General features: G+C 70.1%; 13 protein-coding genes and 1 pseudogene. 5 read left to right on the top strand and 9 right to left on the bottom strand.

From position 1 onward, the window contains the following. Window positions 1-56: 56 nt before the first annotated feature. From CP978_RS02035 to CP978_RS02015, 5 genes are read right to left on the bottom strand one after another with little or no spacing between them, the layout of a single operon-like run. Window positions 57-1,448: an MATE family efflux transporter gene (locus CP978_RS02035; protein WP_043437041.1), complete on the bottom strand. Its 1,392-nt coding sequence runs from the start codon at window positions 1,446-1,448 to the stop codon at window positions 57-59. A 6-nt stretch (window positions 1,449-1,454) separates the two neighbouring features. After that, entirely contained in the window at window positions 1,455-2,486 is a 1,032-nt protein-coding gene (locus CP978_RS02030) for a cysteine synthase family protein (RefSeq protein WP_043437038.1), read from the bottom strand. Between the two features lie 54 nt (window positions 2,487-2,540). Next, entirely contained in the window at window positions 2,541-3,920 is a 1,380-nt protein-coding gene (locus CP978_RS02025; RefSeq protein ID WP_043437036.1) for a type III PLP-dependent enzyme domain-containing protein, read from the bottom strand. Next, on the bottom strand, window positions 3,911-4,900 hold the full coding sequence (locus CP978_RS02020; protein WP_043437034.1) for an ornithine cyclodeaminase: 990 nt from the start codon (window positions 4,898-4,900) through the stop codon (window positions 3,911-3,913). Before CP978_RS02020 ends, CP978_RS02025 begins: the two co-directional genes overlap by 10 nt. Before the next feature lie 22 nt (window positions 4,901-4,922). After that, window positions 4,923-5,936, bottom strand: coding sequence for a TauD/TfdA family dioxygenase (locus CP978_RS02015; RefSeq protein ID WP_043437031.1), 1,014 nt, complete (start codon window positions 5,934-5,936; stop codon window positions 4,923-4,925). Window positions 5,937-6,333: 397 nt separating this feature from the next. Here CP978_RS02015 and CP978_RS02010 point away from each other — a divergent pair, with 397 nt between their 5' ends. The 4 genes from CP978_RS02010 to CP978_RS01995 all read left to right on the top strand — a co-directional run bounded on the left by CP978_RS02010 (window position 6,334) and on the right by CP978_RS01995 (window position 11,283). Further along, window positions 6,334-7,890, top strand: coding sequence for an ABC transporter substrate-binding protein (locus CP978_RS02010; RefSeq protein WP_043437029.1), 1,557 nt, complete (start codon window positions 6,334-6,336; stop codon window positions 7,888-7,890). A gap of 113 nt (window positions 7,891-8,003) precedes the next feature. Beyond that, on the top strand, window positions 8,004-8,894 hold the full coding sequence (locus CP978_RS02005; RefSeq protein WP_174498711.1) for an ABC transporter permease: 891 nt from the start codon (window positions 8,004-8,006) through the stop codon (window positions 8,892-8,894). Continuing rightward, the gene (locus tag CP978_RS02000) at window positions 8,891-9,736 is read left to right on the top strand and encodes an ABC transporter permease (protein WP_043437025.1); all 846 of its coding nucleotides are present in this window, start codon (window positions 8,891-8,893) and stop codon (window positions 9,734-9,736) included. The genes CP978_RS02005 and CP978_RS02000 overlap by 4 nt, the downstream gene beginning before the upstream one ends. After that, window positions 9,733-11,283 carry an ABC transporter ATP-binding protein gene (locus tag CP978_RS01995; RefSeq protein ID WP_052453933.1) on the top strand — a complete coding sequence of 517 codons (1,551 nt, stop codon included), beginning with the start codon at window positions 9,733-9,735 and terminating at the stop codon, window positions 11,281-11,283. Before CP978_RS02000 ends, CP978_RS01995 begins: the two co-directional genes overlap by 4 nt. Window positions 11,284-11,370: 87 nt before the next feature. Here the strand turns inward: CP978_RS01995 and CP978_RS01990 are convergent, their stop codons facing one another. From CP978_RS01990 to CP978_RS01980, 3 genes and pseudogenes are all read right to left on the bottom strand, one after another. Then, entirely contained in the window at window positions 11,371-11,568 is a 198-nt protein-coding gene (locus CP978_RS01990) for a hypothetical protein (protein WP_043437023.1), read from the bottom strand. 287 nt (window positions 11,569-11,855) lie between these two features. Beyond that, window positions 11,856-12,458, bottom strand: coding sequence for a hypothetical protein (locus CP978_RS01985; RefSeq protein ID WP_043437020.1), 603 nt, complete (start codon window positions 12,456-12,458; stop codon window positions 11,856-11,858). After that, a pseudogene (locus CP978_RS01980) lies at window positions 12,458-12,802 on the bottom strand (ABC transporter permease); the annotation flags it as partial. The pseudogene CP978_RS01980 and the gene CP978_RS01985, both read right to left, overlap by 1 nt. Window positions 12,803-13,322: 520 nt before the next feature. On the opposite strand from CP978_RS01980, the gene CP978_RS01975 reads away from it, so the two are divergent. After that, window positions 13,323-13,649, top strand: a complete 327-nt coding sequence (locus tag CP978_RS01975) for a lactonase family protein (protein ID WP_150478126.1) — start codon at window positions 13,323-13,325, stop codon at window positions 13,647-13,649. Between the two features lie 81 nt (window positions 13,650-13,730). Here CP978_RS01975 and CP978_RS01970 read toward each other — a convergent pair whose 3' ends face one another. Then, entirely contained in the window at window positions 13,731-14,519 is a 789-nt protein-coding gene (locus CP978_RS01970; RefSeq protein WP_150478125.1) for a class I SAM-dependent methyltransferase, read from the bottom strand. Window positions 14,520-14,777 lie beyond the last annotated feature (258 nt).

Below are 14,777 nucleotides of genomic sequence, written 5' to 3'. Positions count from 1 at the left end.
CCTTCCTCGGCCCGTTTGTGGTGGCGGGTTGTGGAAGGGGCCATGGCACTTGGTGATCAGGCTGTTGCGTGGGACGGCTGAGTCCGGGTGGCGGCGAGCGCGGTGTCGTAGCGGCGGAGGAGAAGCAGCGCGGTGGCGGCGAGGCCGGTGAGGAGGCCGAGCCAGATGCCGACGGTGTCGAGGCCGAGGGCGTAGGCGAAGAGCCAGGCGGCGGGCAGCCCGATGGCCCAGTAGCCGATCAGGGTGATGCGGAAGCCGCTCTTGGTGTCGTCCAGTCCGCGCAGGAGGCCGACGCCGATGTTCTGGCTGCAGTCGAAGAACTGCAGGAACGCGGTGACCATGAGCAGGTGGGTGGCGATGCTGAGGGCTTCGGCGGAGCCGGATTCCATGAACGGGGCCAAGACGAGACGAGGCAGCGTCAGGTACACGATGCCGACCAGCGTCATGACGGTTCCGGCGCAGGCCAGGGCGGTGTTCTTGATGCGGCGGGCACCGTCTTGGTTGCCGAGGGCGAGTTCGCGGCTGACGTTGATGGAGGCGGCGTGGGAGAGTCCGACGGCGACCTGGAAGACGATGTAGACGAGTTGGTTGACGGCGGTGTGCGCGGCGAGCGCGTCGGGGCCGAAGGAGCCGGCCATGAGCGCGGTGACGGAGAAGAACCCGGCTTCGGAGCCGTAGGTGGCCGCGATGGGGATGCCCAGGCTCAGGAGGCGTTTGACGGTGGCGGCCTCGGCGCGGGTGATGTCCAGGGTGAGGAGCGGCGCCAGTTCGCCGTCGCGCTTCGCGGCCAGGTGGAGGGCGAGGAAGGACAGCAGGTAGACGCTGGAGGTGGCGATGCCGACGCCGGTCAGGCCGAGGTGGGGCAGGCCGAAGGTGCCGTGGATGAGGACCCAGTTGAGTCCGGCGTTCACGGCGATGGAGGCGAGGGTGATCTGGAGGAGCGCTTGGGGGCGGCGCATGCCGACGGTGAACTGGCGGATCGCCTGGAACCACAGACAGGGCAGCAGGCCGGGGGCGAGGGCGTAGAGCATCGCCTGGGCGAGGTCGACGACGTCGGCGTCCTGGCCGAGCAGGGGCAGGGCCTGCCCGATGAGGACCATGACGAGCGCCCCGGCGACACCGGCCAGTGTGGCGACGGCCATGCCGGCGCGGACGATGCTGCGGACATCCTCCGTGCTGTCGTCGTCCGCGCTTGTGGTCGCTTGTTCGGCTCGAGCGGCTGCCGCGGCGATCTGGTTGCCGACGGAGGTGACCAGGCCGACGCCCATGGTGCGGATCTGGTTGAAGATCACGATGGCGAGGCCGCCGGCGGCGAGTTCGGTGGTGCCCAGCAGGCCCATCATCACGGTGTCGGTGGTCGTCAGGGCGACCTGCGCGAGCTGGGTGAGGATGAGGGGGACGGCGAGGGCTCCGAGCGCGCGGCTGTCACGGAGGAGGGTGGTCAGCATCAGGGGTTACCGGTTCCTGCGGAGCTTGGTGAGCCGTTCTTCGACTTCGCGTTCGAGGGTGGGGTCGAGGAGGTTGCGCTCGGCCATCCAGTTGTCGTTGAAGACGGTGTCCATGTACTTCTCCCCTCCGTCGTTGATCAGGGCGACCATAGTGGCCCCCGGCGGCAGCAGGGGCAGGCGGGTCAGGGCCTCGTGGACGACGCCGCCGGCGGAGCCGCCGATGAGCAGCCCGGTCCTGGCGACGGCGCGGCAGGTGGCGAAGGCTTCGATGTCGCCGACCTTGACGCCTTCGTCGATGAGGTCGAAGTCGACCAGGGCGCCGATCTCGGCGCCTTCGGGAGTGCCGGTGCCGGACTGGTGGTAGTCGTGGGCGGGCCCGCCGAACGCGATCGATCCCTTGGGTTCGACGCCGATGGTGGTGAAGCCGGTGATGAGCTTGGAGAGTTCGCGGCCGGTACCGCAGAGGCCGCCACCGGTGCCGACGGCGCCGATGAGGATGTCGATACGGCCGTCGAGGGCTTCGGCCAGTTCGTGCGCGACGGGGAAGTAGCCGACGCCGTTGGCAGGGTTGTTGTGCTGCTCGGTGAAGATGGTGTTGTCCTGATCCCGGGCCATGTCCTCGGCGAGTTCCTCGCGGGCCGCGGTGTGGAGTTCCTCACCCGGGCTGTCGTCGTCGACGTAGACGAGTTCGGCGCCCAGAACCTTCATGGTGCGCAGCTTGTCGGCGGCGGCATGGTGGTCGACGACGGCGGTGAAGGTGTAGCCCCGTTCGGCGGCGATGACGGACAGGCCGAGTCCGGTGTTGCCGGACGTGGATTCGATGATCCGTCCGCCGGAGCGCAGTTCGCCGGCGGCTTCGGCGGCGTCGATCATGGCGCGGGCCATGCGGATCTTCGCGGTGCCGGTGGGGTTGAACATCTCCAGCTTCAGCAGCAGGCGGTTGCCGGTCTCGGTAGTGGCCAGTTCCAGCAGGGGGGTGTAGCCGATCAGGTCGGATATGCGGGAGACCACGGCGGGCCGCTGAAGGACTCCGGGCATCAGAAGACTCCTGTGAGGGGGACGGCGAAGCGACGGGTGTGCCGGTGTCGGTGGTCAGGTGAAGTGGCGGTCGAGGCGCCAGCGTGGCCGGGGGCGGTCGATGCGGTCGATGACGACTTTGGGCGGCAGCGGCAGGTCGTGGAAGGGAGATTCGTTGGAGTCCATCTGGTAGCCGGCCGTGTTCGGGTAGAGCAGCAGGTCCCCTACGCGTGGCGGGTGCGGGAAGGCGATCTTGCGCCAGGTGAGCATGTCCGATTCCAGGCAGGTCGCGGCGCCCACGCTGGCCGGGAACACCCCGGCGGGCGCAGGGGCGGGCTGGTCCTGGGGGATGAGCTGAGGGTCGGGCAGGTATTCGCTGTTGAACCACTGCTCGGACAGGCTCAGGCTGGTGCCGTCGACGGTCACGATCCGGTAGCTGTCCCGGTCCTTGACGCCCTGGACGCGGAAGACGGTGGCGCCGGTCTGGTCGAGCAGGGCGCGGCCGGGTTCGAGGAGCAGCTCGATCCCCGCGTCCCCGATCAGGTCCGCCAGCGTGCTGTCGGTGTTCTCCGGGTGGCTCGCCAGGAGGGCCGCCAGGGCGTCCGCGCCGGACACGGGCGAGTGATACGGGTAGAAGTCGCCGGTCCGGAAGGTTTTGCGGGCGTGGTAGTGGGCGGGACGCTGGGCGGCGAGGAAGGTGTGCCAGCTGCCGGCGTCGGTGTAACTGACGGGCAGGCCACCGCCGATGGAGATCCGGCCGGCCTCCAGCCCTTGGAGCCGGGCGGTCAGGCACAGGTCGACGAGGCGGGCGGCGAGGTCCGCGCGGGGCTGCAGGTCGTAGCCGGACAGGTGGAAGCTGAAGCCCTCCATGCGGATCGCGTCCCCGGCCTGAAGGCACCGCTTGAGGGCGGTGGTCAGTTCGCCTTCGTTCATCCCGAACCGGGAGTGCGGCTGGGTGCCGGGCAGGACGCGCAGCAGCACGCGGGCCGGACGCACGCGGCCCGTGAGGGCCAGGGAGATCACCCGGTCCAACTCGTCGAGAGCGTCCACGGCGATGGTCGCGCTGTGGGTGACGGCCAGGCGCAGCAGAGCGGGGTCCTTGGCCGGGCCGGTCACCATGAGGTGTTCGCCGCGTACCCCGTGGCCGAGGGCTTCACGCAGTTCGGCGACGGAGGCGACATCGACGCCGGCTCCGCCGGCGGCGGCGCGTTCGACGAAGACGGCGGCCTTGTTGGCCTTCTTCGCGTAATAGACGAACCCGTCCACCCCTGCCTGGGTGAGGGCATCCTGCATCGCGACGAGATTGGCGGTGAACGCGTCGGGCAGCAGGAAGTGGAACGGGCCGCCCAGCGCGTAGGCGAGTTCGGCCGCAAGTCCGCTGGCGACGACCGGAGTCGTGGCCGGGCTGGGCAGGGCGCGAAGCGTCGGCCAGGAGGCGGCAGTGTCTACTTCCACAGCGATATCTCCGTTCCCAGGCCCTGGTCGAGGGCGAGCTGCGCGAAGCGGTGCCCCAGGGCGATGTCGGTCACGACCAGGCCGCTGTTGTAGGCGAAGATGCGCTGATCGGCCGCGGTGCGCGCCCTGGAGACGCCGGAGACGACGGCCGGCAGCTCCAGGTCCACGGCGGGCAGTTTGCCGTCGGCGTCCGCCATGTCGGTGCCGGTGACCTGCATCTGGGCCTCGCTGGTGGCGATGACCCGGTCGGCGTGGTGCAGGGTGGAGGGAGCCAGGCCGTGGCCGACGAGGATCGCCGTCGCGCCGGGCCGCAGCCAGTCGGCTTCGACGGCGGCGAGCGTGTGCGCGCCGGCGGTCGCGACGACCACGTCGGCGTCACGGGCGGCGGCCTTCAGGTCGGTGACCAGTTCCACCTGCCGGTCGGGGAAGTGGCGGGCGAGTTCGGCGCGGACGGCTGCGATGCCGTCGGGGTGGGTTCCGGACAGCAGCAGGCGGTCCAGCTTCGGCAGGGTGGTCAGCAGGAACGGCAGCGCGAGACGGCCCTGGGTGCCGGTGCCGATCACCAGCGCGGTCGAGGCATCCGGGGCGGCGCATTCGCGGGCCAGGAGCGCGGAGACGGCGGGAGTGCGCAGGGAACCGATGCGGGAGCAGTCCATCATCGCGACCGGCAGGCCGGTGACGTCGTCGTAGATGGTCAGGGTCGTGTAGTAATGCTGCTGTTCGCGGCTCTCGCGCAGCCCATGCTTGTACGAGGTCTTGATCGCGACAACATCGCGGACGCCGTCGCGGCCGAGCATCGCGTACGCGACGGAGTGACCGTCGGCTGGCTTGACGGTGAGCTTGCGTGGGTTGTCCGACTTGCCTGCCGCCAGGGTGCGGTAAGCCTGCTCGACGGTGTCGACGACGTCGGTCAGGGAGATGTCCAGACCGGCAAGATCGCTGGTGGACAGTACGCGCAGGGTGGTGTCGTCCCGGTCCATGAAGGGCCCCTTCGAAAGTGGTTCAGCGTCGGATGGAACAGGCCGGTGAGGCGGTCCAGGCGGTCAGAGCCGTCTGCCCGTAGCCGTGCTCGTCACGCTCGGCCGATGGACGGGTCGGGCGGTCCTCGACGCGGACGGAGGCGCGCTTGAGCCAGCGGTCGGTGCCGTCGTAGCGCGCCGTGAAGGGAACCCGCCCGTGGACGACGATGTCGTTGTCCACGACCAGGACGTCGCCCGGCTCCAGACTCACCGCCACCGAGACACGGGCCAACTCGTCCTCCAGCCGCCGGTACGCCTCGCGCCACTCGGCGTCCGCCTCGGCCAGCGGGGTGTAGGCGGGGTCGAACCGCAGAGTCAGACCCTCGGGGGTGTCGAACAGGGCCGGCACCGGGGCGGGACGGCCGGCGTACCGCTGCGCTTCCTCGTAGGCGTCGTCGGGCAGGATCGGCACGGCCGGCCGCTCGAGCTGTTCCACGTCCGCCGGCGCGAGGGCGGTGCGGCGGATGCTGGCCGCGGTGGTGGCGATGTGGTCGTGGTTGCGCATGCAGCACAGCAGGAGCAGGTGGGCGCGGCCCGGGTGGAAGGCGTCCTCGGTGTGCGGGGTGAGCAGCACGTCGCTGGAGGCGCCGGTCTGCTCGCTCTCATGGCCGGGCGAGGGAACGATGTTGTGGACGAACCGGCCGTCCTGCTGGCCCTCCCAGGCGATCGGGGTGCCCATCAGCGAGGAGACGAGCAGCAGGACCACGTCCCACAGGGCGCCGGCGTCGCCGACGCTCGACCAGTGGCCGGGCGTCGGGCCGAGCGCGGCGTCGTCCGGGTGCAGACCACGCAGGACGAACAGCCCGTCGGGGGTGTCCACCGGACGCAGTGCGTGGCGCACCGAGTCGGAGAGCCGTGCGCACGCCTCGGGCAGGGCGGCGAGCAGTTCGAGGGAGGTCGCACGGCTGTGATCGGCCAGCAACTTGGCTGCGGTGGTGGTCAGTTCGGCTGCGGCGGCATCGTCGAGAGGGCGTACCGGGGCAGGGCAGGTGGGCACGGTGGCACCTTCCAGGGCATGACGAATCGAAGCGCGGGCATGCGGCATCGCCGCACCGGCTCGAAAGCGGGGGGGGGGGGGAAGCGGGGGGAAGCGAACGCAAAAAGGTCGGGCACTGCGCGGCTCGGGGCGCCGCCGGACACCAGGAACGTAACAAGGCCGTTCTGGTAAGGCAACCCTAACCAGTGTGATTGACTACATCAACGTAGTCCCGTTTTGAGGCGATCCCACCATGTCCTGAGTGCCCGTCAAGTATGGCTCTGACCAGGCAAATCGGGGACGCCGCAGCCGGTTCCGGCGGCCTTTGGAGACGGTGAGGGTGGCTTGCGAAGTCTGGCTGACTTCGGTTAGGTAACCCTAAGAACGACCAACTGCTTACCTGAGACGAGGATCAGACGTGAGCGTCACCAGACGACAGCTGCTGTGGGCCGGCACCGGCATCGGAGTGGCTGGGCTTCTCGCGGCCTGCAGCGGCGGCAGTGAGGACTCCGAGGCGACCGGAGGCTCTGGTGCGGCCGGCAAACCGCGCACCGGAGGCACGCTGCGTGTCGGGGCACTGGGGCACGCGAGCGCGATCACGCGTGACCCGCACGGGACCCAGGCCAACGAGAGCGACTATCTGATCCTCGCGCTCCTCTTCGACACCCTCACGATCCCGGGCGCCGAGACCAACACCGCTCCGCGGCTCGCCGCCTCATGGGAGCCGTCGGCGGACCTGAAGACATGGACGTTCAAGATAGCCAAGGGCGCGGCGTTCCACGACGGCACACCGGTGACGGCTGACGACGTGGTGTGGTCGCTCAAACGGCTGCGCAACACTCCCTCCGGCGCTGCCCGTCTGCCCGGCATCCAGGCCAAGAACATCAGCGCCAAGGGCACGGACGCGGTCGTGGTCGTCTCCGACTACGCCAACGCCGACTTCCCCCTCATGACCCGCTTCTCCTCCTTCGTGATGAAGAAGGACACCAAAGACGCGGACATCGACAAGGCGCCCGGCACCGGCCCGTTCAAACTGGACTGGTTCCGGGGCGGCAACGCCCGCCTGGTGCGCAACGACAAGTGGTACGGGCCCGACGTGCATCTCGACGCGATCGAGGTCACGATGTTCGAGACCCCCCAGGCGATGACGAACGCCCTGCTGGCCGGGCAGATCGACCTCGCCTCCAACGCCGGCGCGGTGGCCGCCCGCACCGCCGAGTCCCGCAAGGATGTCCAGGTGCTGCGCCGCCCCGACGACATGGCGATGCCGATTGTCATGCGCACCGCGAAGGGCAGCCCGTTCGCGGACGAGCGGGTGCGAGAAGCGATGCGCCTGGTCGTGGACCGTGAGGCGATGGTCAAGCAGGTCCTGTCCGGATACGGCACGGTCGCCAACGACATCCTGGGCACCGGTGACCCGGACTACGCCAAGGACATTCCGCAGCGCAAGCGCGACCTCACCAAGGCCAAGCAACTGCTGAGGGACGCGGGCTTCGACCTGTCCAAGACCTACGAGCTGGTCACCACCGAGGACATCTCCGGGCTCGCCGACTCCGCCACCCTGTTCGCCAACCAGGCCCGCGAGGCCGGCATCAAGATCAAGGTCGTCAAGCAGGAGTCCGGCGCGTTCTGGGAGAAGACCTGGAAGGCCGGCGACTTCTACACCACCTACTGGGGGACGAACGACTCGGTCGTGTTCTTCGCCTCCAAGACCATGGTGAGCGAGGCGGGCCAGAACGAGGCCGGATGGGACGATGCCGGGTTCGACGCCGCCTACCGCAAGGTCATCGGCAGCAGTGACCCGAAGAAGCGTGCCGCGGCGCTGAAGGAACTCCAGCAGATCGAGCACGACCGCTCCGGATACCTGCTGTGGGGCATGGCCGACGGTATCGACCTGGCAGCGGCCAAGGTGCAGAACCTGCCCAGGCTGCCCGGCTACGGCCGCGTCCAGCTCGAAGGCGTGTGGCTGCGTTGAGCCAGACGGCCAGGACCGGCCCGGTGACCGCCCCCAGCGCGGGGGCGGTCACCGCGCGCCGGGCCGGGAACATCGCCTGGCGTGTCGTGGGGACCGTCGCGCGCCGGGCGCTGATGCTCATCGCGTTGCTCGCACTGGTGTTTGCGGCCGTCGAGCTGCTGCCGGGCGACGCGGCCAGCGCCTCCTCCGAACGCGGGGAGAGCGCCGCCGACCTCGCCGAGCGCCGTCATCTGCTGGGCCTGGACCGGCCGGTGTGGGCACGGTTCGCCCACTGGATGACCGCGCTGCCAGCCGGAGACCTCGGCACCTCCGCCCGCGGGCAGAAGGTCACCGAACTGCTCGCCGACCCGCTGCCCAACACCCTGGTCCTCGCGGTCAGCGCCTTCGTGATCACCGTCGTGCTGTCCCTGCTCCTGGGGTGCTGGGCCGCCTCACGCCCCGGGCGCCTGACCGACCGCATCATCTCCCACACCTCGACTGCCGCGTTCGCGGTGCCGGAATTCGTGGTCTCGGCCGTGCTGCTGCTGGTGCTGTCCCTGTGGACGGGCTGGCTGCCCGCGGTCACCGTGACCGGAGGGGACGGCAGGCCCGCGACCTGGACCATGCTGATCATGCCGGTCCTCGCCCTGGTCATCCCGCAGACCGGCTGGAACAGCCGCGTCGTGCGCGGCGCACTGGCCGACCAGGCATCCACCCCGCACGTCGAAGCCGCGCACTTCGACGGACTGCCGCCGCGCCGGATCCTGCTGCGCCACCAGCTGCCCGGCGCGATCCCGGCCATCGCCACCGGTATCGCCACCTCCACCGGCCTGCTCTTCGGCGGGGCGGTCGTGGTGGAGACCCTGTTCAACTACCCCGGCATCGGTAGCCTCCTGGCCGGCGCGGTCGCCGCACGGGACACCCCGCTGATCGCCGGAGTCGTCATGTGCGCGGGCGCCGTCATCAGCCTCGTGCTGCTGGCCGCCGACCTCATCCGCCACGCCACCCTGGGAGTCCGCGCATGACCGCCGCCCTGCCCGTGGCCGCACGCCGGCCCTCCCGCCGGGCCAGGACCACCGCCCTTGTGCTCGTCGCCGTCCTGCCGCTGCTGCTCGCGCTCGCCGGACCGCTGATCGCCCCGCACACCGTCGACACCCCCGTCACCGCACCGTTCGCCACCTCCGGCGACGGCGCCCTGCTGGGCGGAGACCAACTCGGCCGCGATGTGCTGAGCCGCGTCTTGCACGGTGGAACCCTCCTGATAGCCGGCGCCCTGCTGGTCGCCGTCGTCACCACCGCGTGCGCCACGCTCATCGGCTGCCTCGCCGTGCTGCGCCCCGTGCTGGGGCGCGTGGTCGAACGCAGCGCGGACGTGGCGATCCTCCTGCCGCCCCTGCTGGGCATCATGCTCATCGCGCTCGCGTGGCCCGGCGGCGGGCGCTGGGCGGTGATCGCCGCCGCCATCGTCCTCGGCACCCCGTACGCGGTGCGGGTCGTCGCCGCTGCCGCATCCCCCCTCGCCACGGCCGGCTACGTCGAAGCAGCCCTGGTCCGCGGGGAGTCCACCGCCTACATCGCGCTGCGCGAGATCCTGCCCAACCTCCGCGCCACCGTCCTCACCCTGTTCGGACTCCGGTTCGTCGAGGCCGTCTACGTCATCTCCATGGCCGGATTCCTCCAGATCGGACCCCAGCCGCCCGCCTCGGACTGGTCGTTGATGGTCCGCGAGAACGCCTCCGGCATCCTCCTCAACCCCTGGGCCGTGATCGCCCCCAGCCTGGCCATCGCCCTGCTGGCCATCACCGTCAACCTGGTCACGCTCTCCCTGGCCCCCGGCACCACAGCGAAGGCGGTGACCCGCTCATGAGCGACCTCGCCCCGGCCCACCCCGCCGCCCCCACCTCGAAGACCGTGTCCTCGGCGCCCCTCATCGCCGTGTCCGGCCTTCACATACGACTGCCCGACGGCCCCGTCCTCCTGCCCGAGACCACCGCACAGATACACGCCGGACAGGTCACCACCCTCATGGGCGCATCCGGCTCCGGCAAGACGACCCTGCTGCGCGCACTCATCGGCCACCTTCCCCAAGGCGCCGCCGTCACCGGCAGCCTCGACGTCCTCGGCCGCACCCCGCACCGGCTGCCCGCCGACGAACTGCGCACACTGCGCCGCACCACGGTCGCCTACGTCGGCCAGGACCCCGGCTCCGCCCTCAACCCGCGCATGACCGCGCGCCGCCTGGTCGCCGAACTCGCCACCGATTCCAGCGAGGACAAGGTCCTGGAGCTGCTGGCCGAGTGCCGCCTGCCCGTGGACACCGGGATCGCCGGCCGCAGGCCCACCGCCCTGTCCGGCGGCCAGCAACGCCGCGTCGCCCTCGCCCGCGCCCTCGCCCGCACGCCCAGGATCCTGCTCCTGGACGAGCCCACCGCCGGACTCGACGACACGGTGCGCGACGAGATCGCCCACCTGCTGCGCCACCTCGCCACCAGCCGCGATCTCGCCGTCGTCATCGCCACGCACGACCCGCAGTTGGTCGAAACCTGCGCCGACCACACCATCCGCCTCACCCCCAAGACGCCCCCCGTACCGCGTACCCGTGCAGGCGAGCCCACCGGCGTGGCAAGCGGCTCGGACAGCCCTCCGGCAGGTGACGGCATCGCCGCCCGGGCAATCGACGCCTTCTTCCGCAACGGCCATCGGCAGCATGCCGTCCTGAGCGGGGTCGAGTTGACCGCAGCGCCCGGTTCGGCGACCGCCGTCATCGGGCCCTCGGGCTCCGGCAAGACCACACTGCTGCGCGTGGTGGCCGGTCTCCACCCCGCCCACACGGGGCATCTCACTCTCGACGGCCACCGCCTGGCGCCCCGCGTACAGCGCCGCACCCGGGAACAGCAACGCCGCATCCAGCTCGTCCCGCAGAATCCGCTGGCCGCACTCAACCCCCGGCACACCGTCGGCCAGCAGCTCACCCGCCCCCTGCGCCTGCACGGGGACCTGCCCAAGCACGCGCGCCCCGAACGCGTCACCGAACTCCTCGCGCAGGTCGACCTCCCCGCCGACCACGCCGACCGCTATCCCGGAGAACTGTCCGGCGGCCAGCGCCAGCGGGTCTCCATCGCCCGTGCTCTCGCTGCCCGGCCGGACATCCTGCTCTGCGACGAGGTCACCTCCGCCCTCGACGCCGACACGGCCTTCGGCATCATGGACCTCCTCACCCGCCTGCGCACCGAACACCGGATGACCCTGGTCGTGGTGTCCCACGAACACCACCTGGTCGCCCGCTACACCGACACGGTCCACCTCCTGGAAGCCGGCAGGATCACCGCCGACGGGCCCACTGCCGTCATCCTCGGCCGGTTCACCGGCAAGACCCTCGCCGACGACCACGATCAGCCGATGCCGCCCGGCTGACAGCACCTGGTGAGCATGTCGGCTTCCTAGCCGCGGTGGACGTCATGGCCTGGGCGCGAGCGACCGCTGACGCCCGCGGGCCGTCGGTCACAGGCCGAGATCATGGTCATCCACCCTTTGCAGCTTCCAGGCCGGCTCTGCTTGGATCTGGGGCCGCCGCTTGCAGACGTAGTCGTGCGTGGTCGGCAGCGACACTGCTTCGAACCCCGCCTCGTCAGCCAGGCGTTGCAGGACCTGCCGGTCCGTCAGCCGTGAACCTTCGCCCACGGCCTCCTGCCGCAGCATGCCGTCACTGACCCCATCAACCGGTTCGAGCAGCCGCGGACGGCGTGGGCGTGGACGCACCGGTGCGGGCTCGGGGAGAGAAGGCCGAGCGCGCACCGGAGCCCGGAAGCAGAGCCGGCTCACGCGCCACGTGCCGGGACGCTGGTCTGGAGGATCGGGGTGGTGCAGCGCCCGCGCCCCGCGGCACCCGATGCGTCTACGTAATTGTGGACAATGGGGAGGGGTGGGCGGTCGAGCAGCCTTCCCCGCGGGCAGAGCCCGTAGGCGCCGCCGCGGAGATCTGCGCCTCAAGTCTCATCGCGCTGCACGAGCCTGTACCTGTTGGACGAAGCAGCGCGTCCGGGCTTGCCGGGCCGGTAGGACGGCGGTACGTATGTCTTGGGCCTGCGTGGCCTTGCACGCCGCGCAGCGTCCACCAGCGCCACCAGCGCGGCAGACGACCGCCACATCTGACGGAGTTTCGAGCTTCCGATGCCAGCGATCTGGGTGGCCTCCTCCCAGGAGTGGCCCCTGCTCATGGCAAGGATCACGACACGGATCACTGCTGGTGTTGTTGCGCCGCCGGGCTCAAATCCGTGTGCTGCGGCCAGGGTTGCGGCTGCCTGAACGGCGGCGGCGAAGTCCTTGTCCTGCGCCAGCCACTTCTGGACGAGGTGTTCGGGAACCCTTGCCCACACTGCGGCTGCCCGCAGTCCGAGCCCGAGCGCGGTGGCCTGAAGTATGTCGCCCATCCGTGCCATGCGATCGTCGCGTTCGCTCGGCAGCCCATCCAACGGGGCACGGAAGGCTTGTTCGGCCTCGTCACGGCCGGTCAACCAGGTAAGGGCGCGTTCGGCTTGTGGCGCTGCCTGTTCGACCATGTCGGCTTCGGGCCTGCGGCTTTCGTACATCAGCGCCCTCCCGGAGTAGAGGCCAGCGGCGCCCGGAGCCGCCGGGCGGTCATGACACGAGGCCTTTGGACGATGCGCCGTCGCGTCGCGTGCGCAAGAAAATCCATGGCCGGTGGGGTGCCGCGGCGGGGGGCCGTGAGGCGACAGCGGGCGACCAGTTCGAGGGTGGCGGCGACCGCGAGGGCCTGGACGGCCATGAGGGCAACGAGGACGAAGAGTTGTACGGCTCCCGCGGTGAGCGCGTCGGCGCCACCCAGGAGCATGCCGACGAACGCCCCCGGCAGGGTGACCAGCCCGACGGTGCGGGTCTGGACGAGACCGGGGACCAGGGCGTCGGAGGCGGCGGCTGGGAGGACGCCGGCCGTGATGGGGAGGGCCCCGGCGACCATGACCTTCTGCCGGATGCCGTTGCCTTGCATACCGGGCTTGCACGCGATCTCGTAGTCGCCTGCCTTGAGTTCCGCGACGAGTTCGGCCCGGGAGACCTCGCACTGCGAGTTCGATGCCGTCACCGTGCCCCCGCCGTCCCCGCTCGTCGCCTTCCACGTGCGGCCCGACAGGGTGAGGGCTACGCCTATCGCGGTGCCGGCGACGGTGAGCGGACGGGGTCTGGCGGACATGGGTGCCTCAATTCACGCACGCGGGCCGACGGCGCGGGCATGCAACGCGCCAGGCCGTAGGGGAGTCTACGCAAATGTAGACAGTGAGGGAAGGTTGCCCTTATCTCACGGTGGCTGAGGGGCTGTTCCGAGGGGTGCTCGCCCCAGGCGGTCTCGACGCCACGGCGCAGTCAGAGCGAGCTGACCGCAGAACTCCAGGTCCTTGACTGGGACGTACGCCATGGGATGCTGACAGGCCGCCAGCTTGCTCCTGACGACGAACGCACCGGATCACACCGGCTCCACCAGTGCAGCCGAACTGGTCATCGCCCGCGACGGCGGGTACGTCTACACCTCCAACCGTGGCGACAACGCCCTGGTCGTCTTCTCGGCCGCCCGAAGGACCGGCCTGCTCACCGAGGTCCAGCGCGTCTTCTGCGGGGGTGTCACCCCATGGAGCATGTGCCTGCGCTCCAGCGGTCGGTGGCTGTTCGTGGCGAACGAGGCGAGCAGCACCGTCAACCTCTTCCGCGTCCACCCGAGGTCCGGCCGACTCACAGACACCGATCCTCTGCTCGAATTCCGGGGGTGACCTCGCTGGGCAGGCCCGTGCTGTGGGTCGTTTCACACCCGTCCATGAGACGTGGTGGCAGTGGCGAAGGCCGCCCACCGCCTACCGGGCGGGGGCTCTGACGCGGTTGCTCTGGAGGCCCGCAAGCTCCTCGAGGTCTGTCACGAGAAGTCGGTAGCCGACGTCTAGTGTTTCGCGGTCGAGCAGGTCAGCATGGCGTTCGTGCCAGAGGCCGGAAGACAGGTCGTTGGACAGCCGGGTCAGGCCCGGGCGGAGGGCCTCCTCGCCGGTTTGGGCGAGCATCGACATGCCGGCTCGTACCTCCGGATCGAGGTATGCCTCGGGTCGGCGCCAGAAGGCAGCACCGAATCCGTCGGTGCAGTCGTGCGGGATCAGGACCTTTTCGATGCGGGCGCTTCCGAGCAGCGCGACCAGCCGGTCGATCCGGATGGCGCGTGTGTCGTCGAACGCGGCTACCTCTGGCAGGTACTCGTCCAGCAGCCAGAACCTGCGGAAAATGGCCTGGTCCCACGTGAAGATGAGGACGCGCCGCCGGGCGATCCGGAGGAGTTCCCCGATCCCGGCTTCCAGGTTCGTCCAGTGGTGCACGGTCAGCAGGGCCATCGCCGCATCAGCCGAGTCGTCGGCGATGGGGATCGACTCCGCGGATGCCTGCAGGGCCCGCGCGGATCCGGCCGGACGTTGGGCGATCATCACTGCACTGGGTTCAACCGCCAGCACCGTTTGCGGCGGTTCGTAGGAGCCGGTACCAGCACCGACGTTGATGACGGTGCCGGCGTCGCCGAGCGCCTCGTGGATCTTGAGGCCGATCCGGTGGTCGGGTCGTCGTGTGTGATGGTACGTCGCACCGATGCGGTCATACGTCGTCACGACGGACAGTATGTCTCGTCACTCACGACCGACCATTGCAGATGAGCCATCCACAAGAACCGACACTCAGATCCGCGATCGCCTCGCCGCCGCCGGCGATCACCACCGTGAGGTCGGCCGAGAGCCGTCGGGGCCGTACCCGGTCCCGCACGCCCGACGGGGCCTGGGTGGTGGCAACGCCCCTGTACCAGCGCTCTACTTGTCCGCCGTAGCGGTACGGATCACCGACCCCTGTTCAAGACTCCTCAAGCTTGCAGT

Source organism: Streptomyces nodosus, assembly GCF_008704995.1.
GTDB classification, from domain to species: Bacteria; Actinomycetota; Actinomycetes; order Streptomycetales; family Streptomycetaceae; genus Streptomyces; species Streptomyces nodosus.
The sequence above is the reverse complement of the archived record's forward strand: the minus strand, read 5'-3'. Positions and strand labels throughout refer to the sequence as shown.